Annotated in this window: 13 protein-coding genes; 9 read left to right on the top strand and 4 right to left on the bottom strand. The window is 69.1% G+C overall.

Translation table 11 applies throughout. From position 1 onward, the window contains the following. Nucleotides 1–5: 5 nt before the first annotated feature. Entirely contained in the window at nucleotides 6–776 is a 771-nt protein-coding gene (locus tag CFB50_RS01375; RefSeq protein ID WP_089444779.1) for a Mut7-C RNAse domain-containing protein, read from the top strand. Between the two features lie 81 nt (nucleotides 777–857). Here CFB50_RS01375 and CFB50_RS01370 read toward each other — a convergent pair whose 3' ends face one another. Then, the gene (locus CFB50_RS01370) at nucleotides 858–1,091 is read right to left on the bottom strand and encodes a hypothetical protein (protein WP_069246900.1); all 234 of its coding nucleotides are present in this window, start codon (nucleotides 1,089–1,091) and stop codon (nucleotides 858–860) included. Nucleotides 1,092–1,438: 347 nt separating this feature from the next. Between CFB50_RS01370 and CFB50_RS01365 the strand changes: the two genes are divergently transcribed. From CFB50_RS01365 to CFB50_RS01350, 4 genes are read left to right on the top strand one after another with little or no spacing between them, the layout of a single operon-like run. After that, nucleotides 1,439–2,644 (top strand): efflux RND transporter periplasmic adaptor subunit, encoded by a 1,206-nt coding sequence (locus tag CFB50_RS01365; protein WP_089444778.1) that lies wholly within the window; start codon nucleotides 1,439–1,441, stop codon nucleotides 2,642–2,644. Between the two features lie 7 nt (nucleotides 2,645–2,651). Further along, nucleotides 2,652–3,350, top strand: a complete 699-nt coding sequence (locus CFB50_RS01360; protein ID WP_089444777.1) for an ABC transporter ATP-binding protein — start codon at nucleotides 2,652–2,654, stop codon at nucleotides 3,348–3,350. 21 nt (nucleotides 3,351–3,371) lie between these two features. Next, nucleotides 3,372–4,526: an ABC transporter permease gene (locus tag CFB50_RS01355; protein ID WP_089444776.1), complete on the top strand. Its 1,155-nt coding sequence runs from the start codon at nucleotides 3,372–3,374 to the stop codon at nucleotides 4,524–4,526. A gap of 8 nt (nucleotides 4,527–4,534) precedes the next feature. Next, nucleotides 4,535–5,701, top strand: coding sequence for an ABC transporter permease (locus CFB50_RS01350; protein WP_089444775.1), 1,167 nt, complete (start codon nucleotides 4,535–4,537; stop codon nucleotides 5,699–5,701). A gap of 19 nt (nucleotides 5,702–5,720) precedes the next feature. On the opposite strand, the gene CFB50_RS01345 is transcribed toward CFB50_RS01350, so the two are convergent. The 3 genes from CFB50_RS01345 to CFB50_RS01335 form a co-directional block, all read right to left on the bottom strand. Beyond that, the gene (locus CFB50_RS01345; RefSeq protein ID WP_089444774.1) at nucleotides 5,721–7,052 is read right to left on the bottom strand and encodes a carotenoid oxygenase family protein; all 1,332 of its coding nucleotides are present in this window, start codon (nucleotides 7,050–7,052) and stop codon (nucleotides 5,721–5,723) included. Nucleotides 7,053–7,069: 17 nt separating this feature from the next. Further along, the gene (locus tag CFB50_RS01340; RefSeq protein WP_089444773.1) at nucleotides 7,070–7,681 is read right to left on the bottom strand and encodes a DUF2239 family protein; all 612 of its coding nucleotides are present in this window, start codon (nucleotides 7,679–7,681) and stop codon (nucleotides 7,070–7,072) included. 128 nt (nucleotides 7,682–7,809) lie between these two features. Then, on the bottom strand, nucleotides 7,810–8,541 hold the full coding sequence (locus CFB50_RS01335; protein WP_089444772.1) for a glutathione S-transferase family protein: 732 nt from the start codon (nucleotides 8,539–8,541) through the stop codon (nucleotides 7,810–7,812). A gap of 39 nt (nucleotides 8,542–8,580) precedes the next feature. Here CFB50_RS01335 and CFB50_RS01330 point away from each other — a divergent pair, with 39 nt between their 5' ends. From CFB50_RS01330 to CFB50_RS01315, 4 genes are all read left to right on the top strand, one after another. Beyond that, nucleotides 8,581–9,567 carry a LysR substrate-binding domain-containing protein gene (locus tag CFB50_RS01330; RefSeq protein ID WP_089444771.1) on the top strand — a complete coding sequence of 329 codons (987 nt, stop codon included), beginning with the start codon at nucleotides 8,581–8,583 and terminating at the stop codon, nucleotides 9,565–9,567. 194 nt (nucleotides 9,568–9,761) lie between these two features. Next, nucleotides 9,762–11,102: an MFS transporter gene (locus tag CFB50_RS01325; protein WP_089444770.1), complete on the top strand. Its 1,341-nt coding sequence runs from the start codon at nucleotides 9,762–9,764 to the stop codon at nucleotides 11,100–11,102. 63 nt (nucleotides 11,103–11,165) lie between these two features. Continuing rightward, nucleotides 11,166–12,563 carry an enolase C-terminal domain-like protein gene (locus CFB50_RS01320; RefSeq protein WP_089444769.1) on the top strand — a complete coding sequence of 466 codons (1,398 nt, stop codon included), beginning with the start codon at nucleotides 11,166–11,168 and terminating at the stop codon, nucleotides 12,561–12,563. 78 nt (nucleotides 12,564–12,641) lie between these two features. Further along, complete coding sequence (locus tag CFB50_RS01315; protein ID WP_256978685.1) at nucleotides 12,642–13,001, top strand: hypothetical protein; 360 nt, start codon at nucleotides 12,642–12,644, stop codon at nucleotides 12,999–13,001. Nucleotides 13,002–13,368: the final 367 nt, after the last annotated feature.

The following is a 13,368-nucleotide window of genomic DNA, read 5'->3' as shown; positions in this document are numbered from 1 at the left end:
CCCGCATGGCGACCGCGACCTTCCGCTTCCACGACGAACTGAACGCCTTTCTCCCGCGCGCACGGCGCGACCGCGCGTTCGCGCACGCGTGTGCGCGCGACGCGACGGTGAAGCACGCGATCGAGGCGCTCGGCGTCCCGCATACCGAAATCGGCCGGCTGTGCGTAAACGATGCGCCGGCCTCGCTCGACCGGCCGCTCGACGACGGCGACCGGATCGAGGCCTTCCCGGAACGCGCGCAGCCGGCTGCGAACGGGGCCACCGCGCCACCACCGGCGCAATGGTGCTTCGTCGCCGACGCGCATCTCGGCGGCCTCGCGCAGCTGCTGCGCCTCGCGGGCTTCGACACCTGCTACGACAACCACTACCGCGACGACGAGCTCGCGGCGCTCGCCGCGCGAGACGGCCGGATCGTGCTGACCCGCGACCGCGAGCTGCTCAAGCGGCGCGCGGTCGAGCGCGGCTGCTACCTGCATGCGCTGCAGCCGGTCGACCAGTTGCGCGAGCTGTTCGAGCGGCTCGATCTCGCGCCGCACATGCGGCCGTTCCGGCTGTGCCTGCGCTGCAATGCGCCGCTGCATCCGCTCGACGCGGCGGCCGCCGCGCCGCGCGTGCCGGCCGGCGTCCGGCTGCGGCACCGGCGCTTCGCCGCGTGCGACGTGTGCCGGCGCGTGTTCTGGGAAGGCTCGCACTGGCGGCGCATGCGCACGGTGGTCGACGCGATGCGCGCGCCGCCGCCACCGCGGACGCCACCGTCCGGCGAACACGAGGCCTGAAAAAACAAAACCCCGCATGCGTGAACATGCGGGGTTTCGCGACCGGCGGCCGGCAATGCCGGCCGCGGCGCAATGCGCTTCTTAGTTCTGCGCGCCTGCGTCGTTCGTGCCGGCGGCCGATGCGGCGTCGGCCTTCGCCTTGCCCTTGGCCGAACCGTGGCGCTTCAGCTGGTGCTTCGGCTTGCTGTGATCCTTCTTGGCCGGTGCCGGAGCGGCAGCCGACGCGTCGGCTGCCGGCGCGGACGCCTGTGCGAATGCCGAAACCGATGCGAGTGCGAATGCTGCGGCGATGATCGAAGCGAGCGTCTTCTTCATTGTTCTTCCTTTAGCGGAGAAAAAATCAAACGTACCGGTAAGTAAAGATGCGAGGCATTCGCATCGGAGCCCCAGGCCGCGAAGCCGGCTTTCACCGTTCCACCGCGACAAAACCTGACGCACTGGTTCCATAACGCACCGTGTTCGCGGAAAGTTGACACGTTGCTTGCGCCCCTCGGGTTTCTCCGGGGGCGCACGCCATGCCCTTGCCTGCCGCCGCCGCGACGGCCGCCCCAACCCGCTCGCGCGCCGTCGGGGCGACGCTTATACTGGCGTCCATCCGTCCCTTTCCCCGGAAACCAGATCGCGGCCGGTCGCCAGACCGCCGCCGTCTCGAGGCGCTCAAATTGCCCGATCACAATCTGGACAAACTGAAGATCGACCGGCGTCCGCTCGCACCGGCGCCCCGTCGCCGCCGGTGGCTGCGCTATGCGGTGGCCGCCGCGCTCGTCATCGGCGCGATCGCCGCCGGCCTCGCGCTCACCGGCCGGCCGGCGGTCGAAACGACCGCCGTCACGTCCGCCTACCCGTACCAGAACGACACGCAACTCAATGCAACCGGCTACGTCGTGCCGCAGCGCAAGGCCGCGGTCGCGTCGAAGGGCCAGGGGCGCGTCGAATGGCTCGGCGTGCTCGAAGGCACGCGCGTGAAGCAGGACGAGATCATCGCGCGGCTCGAAAGCAACGACGTGCGAGCATCGCTCGCGCAGGCGCGCGCGCAGGTGCAGGTGTCCCGCGCGAACCTCGGCGTCGCGCAGGCGGAACTGAAGGATGCGGAGATCGCGTTGCGCCGCACGTCCGCGCTCGCGCCCAAAGGCGCTGTACCGGCCGCGCAACTCGACACCGACACGGCCCGCGTGAACAAGGCGCGCGCGACGCTCAACAGCGACCAGGCCGCGATCGCGTCCGCCGAGGCCAACGCGCAGGCCGCGCAGGTCGCGGTCGACCAGACGGTGATCCGCGCGCCGTTCGACGGCATCGTGCTCGCGAAGCACGCGAACGTCGGCGACAACATCACGCCGTTCTCGTCCGCGTCGGACAGCAAGGGCGCGGTCGTGACGATCGCCGACATGGAGACGCTCGAGGTCGAGGCCGACGTCGCCGAATCGAACATCGCGAAGATCCGCGCCGAGCAGCCGTGCGAGATCCAGCTCGACGCGCTGCCCGACATGCGCTTCGCGGGCCGCGTGTCGCGCATCGTGCCGACCGTCGACCGCTCGAAGGCCACCGTGCTCGTGAAGGTGCGCTTCGTCGACCGCGACGACCGCGTGCTGCCCGACATGAGCGCGAAGATCGCGTTCCTGTCGAAGCCCGTGTCGGCGCAGGACCGGCAGCCCGTGACAGCCGTGCAGGCAAGCGCGGTCGTGGAGCGCGACGGCCGGCCGGTCGTGTTCGTCGTGAAGGACGACGCCGTGCGCGCCGTGCCCGTGACGCGGGGCATGCGGATCGGCGAACTCGTCGCGCTCCGCGGCGTGAAGCCCGGCGACACGGTCGTGCTCGCGCCGGGCGCAAAGCTGAAGGACGGCGCGAAAGTGACCGTCGCGAAGAAGTAGCGCACGCGTGAACGACGCCCCGCCGCCCCTCGTCGAGATCAGCCACGTCGCGAAGTCGTACCGGCGCGGCAACCAGATCGTGCCCGTGCTGACCGACATCACGCTCGATATCCGCGAAGGCGACTTCGTCGCGCTGATGGGGCCGTCCGGCTCCGGCAAGAGCACACTGCTGAACCTGGTGGCCGGCATCGACCGGCCCGACAGCGGCGAGCTGCGCGTGGGCGGGCTCGACATCTCGCTGCTCGCGGAGGCGCAACTGGCCGAATGGCGCGCGGCGAACGTCGGCTTCATCTTCCAGTTCTACAACCTGATGCCGGTGCTCACCGCGTTCGAGAACGTCGAGCTGCCGCTGATGCTCACGCACCTGTCGCGCCGCGAGCGGCGCGAGCGCGTCGAACTCGTGCTCGACATGGTGAACCTCGGCGACCGGACGAGCCATTACCCGTCCGAGCTGTCGGGCGGCCAGCAGCAGCGCGTCGCGATCGCGCGCGCGCTGATCACCGATCCGGTGCTGATCGTCGCCGACGAGCCGACCGGCGACCTCGACCGCACGTCGGCCACCGACGTGCTCGCGATGCTGCAGCGGATGAACGCCGAGCTCGGCAAGACGATCATCATGGTGACCCACGACGCGCATGCGGCGGCCGCCGCGCGCTCGCTCGTGCATCTGGAAAAAGGGGAGCTGATCGATGGGCAGGCCGGCTGACCCGTTGCGGGAGCGCGCGCGATGTACGTGCTGAAGCTGATCGCGCGCAATGCGCTGCGGCACCGGCTGCGCACGCTGCTGACCGTGCTCGGGCTCACCATCGCCGTACTCGCGTTCGGGCTGCTGCACACCGTGGTCGACGCGTGGTACGCAGGCGCGGCCGCCGCGTCCAGCGGGCGGCTCGTCACGCGCAACGCGATCTCGCTCGTGTTTCCGCTGCCCGTGAGCTACGAGAACCGGATCCGCGGCGTCGAAGGCGTGACGGCCGTGGTCCGCTCGAACTGGTTCGGCGGCATCTATCGCGACCCGAAGAACTTCTTCGCGAGCTTCGCGGTGTCAGAGAACTACCTCGACCTGTACCCGGAATTCATCCTGCCGGCGCAGCAGCGCGCCGACTACGACCGCGACCGCCGCGGCTGCCTCGTCGGCCGCCAGCTCGCGACGCAGTTCGGCTTCAAGGTCGGCGACGTGATCCCGCTGAAGGGCACGATCTATCCAGGCACGTGGGACTTCGTCGTCCGCGGCATCCTGGACGGCCGCGACGACTCGACGATCACGCGGCAGCTGGTGTTCCACTGGGATTACCTGAACGAGACGGTGCGCAAGCGCACGCCGAAGCAGGCCGACCAGGTCGGCGTGTTCGTGCTCGGCGTCGCGAACCCCGACGACGGCGCGTCGATCGCGCGCAACGTCGACGCGGTATTCAAGAACTCGCTCGCCGAGACGCTGACCGAAACCGAGCAGGCGTTCCAGCTCGGCTTCGTCGCGATGTCGAACCAGATCATCGCGGCGATCCGCCTCGTGTCGTACGTGGTGATCCTGATCATCATGGCCGTGATGGCCAACGCGATGGCGATGAGCGCGCGCGAACGCACGGCCGAATACGCGACGCTGAAGGCGCTCGGCTTCGGCCCCGGCTTCCTCGCGCTGATCGTGTTCGGCGAATCGGTCGTGATCGCGGTGGCCGGCGGCGGGCTCGGGATCCTCGCGACGCCGCCCGCCGCGAGCCTGTTCAAGCAGGCGGCCGGCGGCATCTTCCCGGTATTCAAGGTGTCGACCGAGACGGTCGTGCTGCAGGCCGCGTGCTCGGTCGCGGTCGGCTTCGCGGCGGCGATCGTGCCGGCGTGGCAGGCGGCGCGCGTGCGCGTCGTCGAAGGCCTCAGGGCAATCGGTTAGGTTTGCACATGGCGATCCCGCTCAACTACATCGCGCGCAACCTGTGGACCCGGCGGCTCACCACCGCGCTGACCGCCGGCGGGATGGCGCTCGTGATCTTCGTGTTCGCGACCGTGCAGATGCTCGACGCGGGGCTCACGAAGACGCTCGTGTCGACCGGCGAACCCGACAACGCGGTGGTGATCCGCAAGGGCGCCGAAACCGAGATCCAGAGCTCGATCGACCACCAGCAGGCCAATGCGCTCGAGATGCACCCGGCCGTCGCGCTCGGCCCCGACGGCCGGCCGCTCGTATCGAAGGAAGCGGTCGTGCTGATCTCGCTGGTGAAGACGTCGTCGGGCAAGCCGTCGAACGTCGTGATCCGCGGCGTGTCGCCGGCCGGCCTCGCGCTGCGCCCGCACGTGAAGCTCACCGCCGGCCGCCTGTTTGCGCCCGGCTCGTCGGAAATCATCGTCGGCAGCGCGATCGCGAAAGGCTTCAGCGGCACGCAGCTTGGCGACAGCCTGCATTTCGCGCAGCGCGACTGGACCATCGTCGGCATCTTCGACGCGGGCGGCAGCGGCTTCGATTCGGAGATCTGGGGCGACGTCGACCAGCTGATGCAGTCGTTCCGGCGCACCAGCTATTCGTCGATGGTGCTGCGCATCCCGAGCGCCGACGGCTTCGCGCGTTTCAAGGCCGACATCGACGTCGACCCGCGCCTCACCGACGAGGCGAAACGCGAACAGACCTTCTACGGCGACCAGTCGAAGGCGCTGTCGACGTTCATCAACATCCTCGGCATCACGCTGTCGACGATCTTCTCGATCGCCGCGATGATCGGCGCGATGATCACGATGTATGCGTCGGTCGCGAACCGCGTCGCCGAGATCGGCACGCTGCGCGCGCTCGGCTTCAGGCGCACCAACGTGCTCGCCGCGTTCCTGCTGGAAGCGCTGCTGCTCGGCTTCGTCGGCGGCGTCGCGGGGCTCGCGTGCGCGTCGCTGATGCAGTTCGCGTCGTTCTCGACGACCAACTTTCAAACCTTCGCCGACCTGTCGTTCCGCTTCGTGCTGACACCCGCGATCGTCGTGAAGACGCTGCTGTTCTCGCTGGTGATGGGGCTCGTCGGCGGATTCCTGCCGGCGATGCGCGCCGCGCGGCTGAAGATCGTCGACGCGCTACGCGCGCAGTGACGCGCGCCGCCGCTCACGTTCAACGTTCGCGGGGCACCCACGCGCCGTGGAACCCGGCCGGCACGCGGCGCGGCAGGTGCACGGTGGCAACCGGCTCCGCATCGATCGCGCGCGCATCGAGGATCACGACGTCGCTCGTATCCGTCGCCGCGCGGTAGACCATCACGAGCAGCCAGCCGTCGTCCTCGTCGGTGCCGCCCGGGCGCGGCACGAACACGGGCTCGCCGTTCTGGTCGCCGGGCGGCACCGCGTAATGCGTCGTCGTGCCGCGCACGTGGTCGAAGCGCATCACGCCGCGCATTTCCGCGTTGTTCGGCTGCTCCACGGCGTACAGATAGCGGTAGCGGCGCCCCGTCCGGCTTTCGTTGATGCGCGGCAGCTCGATGCCGCCGTCGGCGAGCGGCCCTTCGTCGATCAGCCCGTTCGCCGTATCGATCACGTAGCGCCACAGCTCGCCGACCGGGTTGTCGGCGAAGCGGCCCGTGCCCGCGTCGAGCCGCAGGAACGACGGATAGCGCACCGCATCGAGCACGATGCACGACGCATCGCAGTCGTATGCGTTCACGACGTGCAGGATGAAGCACGGCTCGACGCCGAACCAGCGCACCGCGCCGCCGTGGCGCGGGATCACGCCGATGCGCGCGGGCCGGTCGTCGTGCCAGCGCAGCGGCATCCGGTGGCCCAGCTTCAGCAGCGAGAAGTCGTAGCCGACGTTCAGGTCGAGCAGCAGGCTGCGGGTTTCGGTGATCGCGAGGTCGTGCATCATCGACGGCGCGCTCAGGTCAATCTCGAGATCGACGCGCTGCACGCCCTGCGCGTCGGCCACGCCGTAGCGCAGCCACGGTGCGCGCCAGTCCGCGCGGAACGCGATCAGCTCGCCCGTCACCGGATCGACCTTCGGATGCGCGGTCATCCCGCCGCCGAGGCCCGCGTGCCGCGCCGGCACGCCGAGCGACTCGAGCGCGGCCGTGATCGCGAACGGCGCGCCGCCCTCCGACAGCGCGAGCAACTCGCCAGCATGCTGCAGCACGTTCACGTTCGGGTTGGTGTCGGGCAGTTGCGATGCTTCTTCAGGGGCATGCACGGCGGCCCAGCGCTGCGTGCGCGCCCAGCGGTTCCGGTAGCCGGTCGCGCGGCCGCCTTCGAACGTGATCGCGTGCAGCATCGCGGCTTCCGGCCACCACGACAGCATGTCGCTCCCGTCGAAGCGGCCGCCCGGCGGATTCGGGCCGTTGCGCAGCAACGTGCCGGCGAGTTCGTGCGGGATCGCGCCGCTCACGCGCAGGTCGACGAGATCGACCTCGTCGGCAACCGGCGCGAGCGCGCCGCGGTTCAGATCGAATGCGGTCATGGCGTCCGATGCTCCTGTCAGCAGTCTTCGGTGGACGGCGGCAGCTCGCCGCGCGCCAGCGCGAGCGCGTGGTCGCGCACGTCGTCCGGCCAGCCGGCGATCAGCTCGGCGACGCGTGTCAGGTCGTTCGCATACAGCGCACGCGCGGCCTCCTCGAAACCGGGCAGGTCGCCCGCCATCGCCGACATGAAGTGGTAGGTGCGCGCCTGCGCATCGCGTCGCCGGTCGGCTTCCGCGTGTGTGCGTCGTGCGTCCTCGACGAGCTTGCGCAACGCGACCGACGCGCCGCCGGGCTGCGTGGCCAGCCATTCCCAGTGACGCGGCAGCAGCGTCACCTCGCGCGACACGACGCCGAGCTTCGGCCGGCCGCGGCCGCGCTGTTCGCCCGTGCCGGCGCCGGCCGTATCGCCCGGCGGCGGTGCGTAGCGCGCGCGGATTTCGTCCGCCGTGCCGCGCAGGTCGAGGTCGATCGAGCGGCCCGTCGCATCGTCGAAGATCAGGATCGTGCCGGGCATCGCATCGCCGGCGGCCTGCCGGACCGCGAGCGCGACCGTCGCGAGCGGGCCCGACGCGAGCCGCCGGTGGCCGTCGAAGGCCGTGTAGGAAGGGAGCAGTGTGGTGGTGGTCATCGTGATCGCCCGTGGGCTGGAATCGGAATGACGCTATTTTTATCCGGGTATAAATTGGATGTCAATATCATCCGGGTAAAAAATATGACGCCAGCGCATTCCATTCCTTCGGGCGATCACGACGCCAGTCAGATCGCGCGGGCCGGAATCGCGATGCCGCGTGCGCTTGCCAGTGCATCGTCGACCGATACATGCCCTTCGAACGCCGACGACGCGGGCAGCGGCAGGTTTTCCTCGATCGCATGCGCGAACTGCACGCCTGCATCGTCCGCGAGCCGCGCACGCAGCGCGGCAACACGCGGAAACGCTTCGGGCTCGAACACCGCGTGATAGTCGGCCCAGCGCGCGATCCCGGTGAAGTACGCGTCGGCCAGCGTGCGCCGTGCGCCCAGCAGCCACGGGCCTTCACCGCGCTCGAGCATCGCCTCGAGCTGCCGGTGCGCCTTCAGCACCTTGCCGCGGCCGTACGCCTGCAACGCCGCTTTCTCTGCGCCTTCGGTGTCGTGTTCGTACACGTACCAGAGCGCACCGAACGCGTTGAAGAACGTCGTGTTCAGCCACGCCAGCATCCGGTTCAGCCGGTCGAAATCCGCGCTGCCCTGGCGGAACGCAAGGCCGCTGTCGAGCGCCTGCGCGCCGATATGGCCGAGGATCGCGAGGCTTTCGGTCAGCACGTCGCCGTTCGCGGTCACGAACGCCGGCGTCTCGGCGACGGGGTTCAGCGCGAGGAACGCGTCGCTCGTCACGATGCCCGGCATCGTGATGCGCGACAGCCGGTACGGGCGGCCGGTCCATTCGAGCGCAACGATCGAGCCGAACGAGCAGCCGGCGGGAATGCCGTAGAGAAGAATGGGGGACATCGGAGATTCCGCAGAAGTTGAACGAGCAGTCATGCTCCCATGGCGAACGATGACGCAGTAGCCGCTAAAATCGAAACCCATCGTTTCTCCATGTGGACACTGGAAGTGAACCTGAACGATCTCTACCTGTTCGTGCAGGCGGTCGACGCCGGCAGCATGTCGGCCGCCGCGCGCCGGCTGGACCTGCCGAAATCGACGGTCAGCAAACGCGTGGCCGAGCTCGAGCGCACGCTCGGCGCGCGGCTCGTGCATCGCACGTCGCGCAGCTTCCGGCTCACGCCGGTCGGCGCCGAATTCTTCGAACATGCCCGCGCGGCCGTGATCGAGGCCGAAAGCGCGCGCGACGCGGTGCTGCGGCAAGCCGCCGAGCCGGCCGGCGTCGTGCGGATCACGAGCTCGGTGCCGGTCGCGCAGCACATCCTCGCGCCGTGCCTGCCCGCGCTGGCGATCGCGCACCCGAAGCTGCTGCTGCAGATTCACGCGAGCGACCGCCTCGTCGACATCGCGCAGGAAGGCTTCGACATCGCCGTGCGCAGCCATTTCGCGCCGCTGCCCGATTCCGCGCTCGTGCAACGGCCGCTCGCGGCATCGCCGATCGTCGCCGTGGCGTCACCGGCCTATCTCGCGCGTGCCGGCACACCGGCCGCGCCCACCGATCTCGCGCAGCATGACGGGCTGCAACCGGCCCAGCAGCCGTGGCGGCTGCAACGCGGCGAGGACACCGTCGACGTGACGCCGCGCCTGCGCCTGCAGGCCGACGAATCGACGCTGCTGCTGCAGGCGGCGAACGCCGGCCTCGGCATCGCCTGCCTGCCCGACTGGATCGCCGGCGCGGCGCTCGCGTCCGGTGCCCTCGTGCGCGTGTTGCCCGGCTGGCGCGCCGGCACCGTCACGACGACGCTGCTGATGCCGCATCGGCGCGGCCAGTTGCCCGGCGTGCGCGCCGCCGTCGAGTTTCTCGCGCAGCACGTGGCGCACCATCACGGCACCGCCGCGGACGACGCCCGTGCTTGGGCGATCGTCTGACCGATCGATTCAAATCGTGAATCGATCAAGTCAGCAATTGGCATGAAGGCCCAAATTTCGCCATGACAGAATGGCCCGGACGCCCTGCCCTGCGGTAGCGGCGTCCGGCCTCCGGCCGGCAGCACCCACACGAATGGCGCGCATCGACGCGCCCGCCGCACGACGGCACCTTCCGCCCTTCGGAGGAGACAGTCATGAATCCGCTTCAAGCGCTGCCGGCGTCCGCGTCGGCAACGGCCCGGCGCACGCGCGTGCGCTGGCTGGTGCTGGCCGTCCTGTTCGCGGTCACGACGATCAACTACGCGGATCGCGCGGCAATCGCGATCGCCGGCCCGAGCCTCGCCCGCGCGCTGCACCTGAGCCACGTGCAGATGGGCTTCATCTTTTCCGCGTTCGGCTGGTCGTACGTGATCGCGCAACTGCCGGGCGGCTGGCTGCTCGACCGCTTCGGATCGCGCATCGTCTACGCATTCAGCATCTTCTTCTGGTCGCTGTTCACGCTGCTGCAAGGCGGGATCGGCTTCTTCGGCGGCGCGGCCGCGTTCGCGCTGCTGTTCGGGTTGCGCTTCCTGGTCGGCGCGGCCGAGGCGCCGTCGTTCCCGGCCAACAGCCGGATCGTGTCCGCATGGTTCCCTGCGCCCGAGCGCGGCACCGCATCGGCGATCTTCAACGCCGCACAGTACGCGGCGACCGTCGTGTTCGCGCCGCTGATGGGCTGGCTCGTGCACGCGTTCGGCTGGCAGTCGGTGTTCGCGGTGATGGGCGTGCTCGGCTTCGCGTTCGTCCTGGTGTGGAACCGCACGATGTACGACCCGAAGGACCACCCGACCATCAACCGCGCGGAACTCGACTACCTCGCCGACGGCGGCGCGCTCGTCAACATCGACCAGGCGACCGGCGGACGCGACGGCGGCCCGTCGATGCGCCACGTGAAGGCGCTGCTGAAGAACCGGATGCTGATCGGCGTGTACGTCGCGCAGTACTGCATCAACGCGCTCACCTATTTCTTCATCACGTGGTTTCCCGTCTATCTCGTGCAGGCGCGCGGGATGTCGATCCTCAACGCGGGGCTCGTCGCGTCGATCCCGGCCGTGTGCGGGTTCCTCGGCGGGATTCTCGGCGGCGTCGTGTCCGACGGGCTGCTCAAGCAGGGCCGCTCGCTGTCGGTCGCACGCAAGGTGCCGATCGTGTTCGGCATGCTGCTGTCGATGTCGATGATCGTCTGCAACTACACCGATTCGCACGTGCTCGTCGTGCTGTTCATGGCGCTGTCGTTCTTCGGCAAGGGGCTCGGCGCGCTCGGCTGGGCCGTCAACGCCGACACCGCGCCGCGCCAGATCGCGGGCTTGAGCGGCGCGCTGCTCAACACGTGCGGCAACCTCTCCAGCATCACGACGCCGATCGCGATCGGCTACATCGTCGACCGCAGCGGCTCGTTCAACGGCGCGCTGGTCTATGTCGTCGCGCACGCGCTCGTCGCCGTGATCTGCTACCTGTTCGTCGTCGGCGAGATCCGCCGCGTCGAGCTTCAATGAACGTGCACGGGCCGCGCCGGCGCAGCCTGCGGCCCGTGCCCCACCGGAACCAGGAGCGAACCGATGTCCGATTCCCGCCGTGCCGGCACTCCGCACGTCACGCGCATGCAGGTGATTCCCGTCGCCGGCCGCGACAGCATGCTGCTCAACCTGTGCGGCGCGCACGCGCCGTACTTCACGCGCAACCTCGTGATCCTCGACGACAACAGCGGACACACGGGCGTCGGCGAAGTGCCGGGCGGCGAAGGCATCCGCCACGCGCTCGAGCGCATGACGGATCGCGTGGTCGGCCAGCCGATCGGACGCTACCAGGCGACGCTCAACGCGGTGCGCGCGGCGCTGTCCGGCGCGGGTCCGGGTGCGGGCCGCACGATCCGGCACGAGGTGACGTCGGCCGGCGAAGCCGCGGTGCTGCGCCAGCCGCACGAGATCAACCTGCGGCTCGACAACGTGATCACCGCGATCGAAGCCGCCCTGCTCGACCTGCTCGGCCAGCACCTCGACGTGCCGGTCGCGGCGCTGCTCGGCGAAGGCCAGCAGCGCGACGCGGTGCCGATGCTCGCGTACCTGTTCTATATCGGCGATCGCGGCCGCACCGACCTGCCGTATCGCGACGAGGCGAATGCTTCGGATGCCTGGTTCCGGTTGCGCAACGAGGAAGCGCTCACGCCGGCCGCGATCGCGCGGCAGGCCGAAGCCGCGGTCGATCGCCACGGCTTCGCCGATTTCAAGCTGAAGGGTGGCGTGATGGCCGGTGCCGACGAGATGGAAGCGATCGCCGCGATCAAGGCGCGCTTTCCCGATGCGCGCACGACGCTCGACCCGAACGGCGCGTGGTCGCTCGACGAGGCCGTCGCGCTGTGCCGCGGACAAGGCCACCTGCTCGCGTACGCGGAGGATCCGTGCGGGCCGGAAGGCGGCTATTCGGGCCGCGAGGTGATGACCGAATTCCGCCGCGCGACGGGGATCCCGACCGCGACCAACATGATCGCGACCGACTGGCGGCAGATGGATCATGCGGTACGGCTGCAGGCCGTCGACATCCCGCTCGCCGACCCGCATTTCTGGACGATGCAGGGCTCGGTGCGGCTCGCGCAGCTGTGCCGCGACTGGGGGCTCACCTGGGGTTCGCACTCGAACAACCACTTCGACGTGTCACTCGCGATGTTCACGCATGCGGCGGCCGCCGCGCCCGGCACGATCACCGCGATCGACACGCACTGGATCTGGCAGGAAGGCGATGCGCGGCTTACACGCGAGCCGCTGAAGATCGTCGGCGGCCAGGTCGCCGTGCCGGAGCGGCCGGGGCTCGGGATCGAGCTCGACCTGGCGCAGGTCGAGGCCGCGCATGCGCTTTATCGGCAAGTCGGCGGCACGGCGCGCGACGACGCGATCGCGATGCGCTATCTCGTGCCGGGGTGGACGTACGACCCGAAGCGGCCGAGTTTCGGGCGGGGGTAAGGGTGGCGGCGGGCAGCGGCCGGTTGTTGCCAAACACCGGAAACGCCCGCATCCTGCTGGCTGCCTGAACCTGCCCGCGTGGCGACCGGTTCGGCGGCCCGTCCACCCGAAAAAGAACCGCCCGTCATGACGTCTTCCGATCCGACACCGCGACAGCTCATCGTCTACATCCTGTATTCGGTGCTGGGCCTGCCCGCGAGCATGACCGCCGCCGGTTACGGCGCGACTCTGATGACGCGGAACGTGTCGAACTTCGAAGGCGGCGCCGGCTACGCGGCGCTCTGGTGGATCATCCTGCTGACCTGCGCGTTCTACGCGCTGTCGTTCGTCGTCTTCGCGCTGCTGCGGAAGAGAACGGTGATTCTCGCGGTCATTACGGTGGCGTTTGCCGCGTTGGCGGTGCCGACGTTCAGGGTCGCGCACGAACTGCTGACCTGACTGACCGGCCGCCGGTCGACCCACCCCGCCACGTCGAGTGCGGCGCCTGGGTCCGGCCTGCCATCGCTGACCCACAAAAACAAAAAGGCCCGATCTTGTGAGACAGGGAGCAAATCCTTGCACGCACTCGGACTCATCTCTTTGCACTCCAACCGCAGAAATCAATGGCCTCTGTAAAACGAATGTCGAGCAGGTGGAAGCAATTCTCTGCACTTTGTCGTAGCTGCACTGATTTCGTTGCACTTTGTCCACTTGGCGTGGTGGTGGGTATGGCGCGCTTCTGATGCAGGTCCCACTCGATACAGGTATGGTTACGTGGAATGGCAATCAGTCGACACGGGCTGCAGATGTGCATGCAGCGTACCTC

It is taken from the genome of Burkholderia sp. AU33423 (assembly GCF_002223135.1).
GTDB classification, from domain to species: domain Bacteria; phylum Pseudomonadota; class Gammaproteobacteria; order Burkholderiales; family Burkholderiaceae; genus Burkholderia; species Burkholderia lata_D.
The sequence above is the reverse complement of the archived record's forward strand: the minus strand, read 5'-3'. Positions and strand labels throughout refer to the sequence as shown.

Coding starts and splice junctions, on each gene's coding strand:
- CFB50_RS01375 (WP_089444779.1), top strand. CDS start 6: ATGGCGACCGCGACCTTCCGCTTCCACGACGAACTGAACGCCTTTCTC.
- CFB50_RS01370 (WP_069246900.1), bottom strand. CDS start 1,091: ATGAAGAAGACGCTCGCTTCGATCATCGCCGCAGCATTCGCACTCGCA.
- CFB50_RS01355 (WP_089444776.1), top strand. CDS start 3,372: ATGTACGTGCTGAAGCTGATCGCGCGCAATGCGCTGCGGCACCGGCTG.
- CFB50_RS01350 (WP_089444775.1), top strand. CDS start 4,535: ATGGCGATCCCGCTCAACTACATCGCGCGCAACCTGTGGACCCGGCGG.
- CFB50_RS01345 (WP_089444774.1), bottom strand. CDS start 7,052: ATGACCGCATTCGATCTGAACCGCGGCGCGCTCGCGCCGGTTGCCGAC.
- CFB50_RS01340 (WP_089444773.1), bottom strand. CDS start 7,681: ATGACCACCACCACACTGCTCCCTTCCTACACGGCCTTCGACGGCCAC.
- CFB50_RS01335 (WP_089444772.1), bottom strand. CDS start 8,541: ATGTCCCCCATTCTTCTCTACGGCATTCCCGCCGGCTGCTCGTTCGGC.
- CFB50_RS01330 (WP_089444771.1), top strand. CDS start 8,581: ATGGCGAACGATGACGCAGTAGCCGCTAAAATCGAAACCCATCGTTTC.
- CFB50_RS01325 (WP_089444770.1), top strand. CDS start 9,762: ATGAATCCGCTTCAAGCGCTGCCGGCGTCCGCGTCGGCAACGGCCCGG.
- CFB50_RS01320 (WP_089444769.1), top strand. CDS start 11,166: ATGTCCGATTCCCGCCGTGCCGGCACTCCGCACGTCACGCGCATGCAG.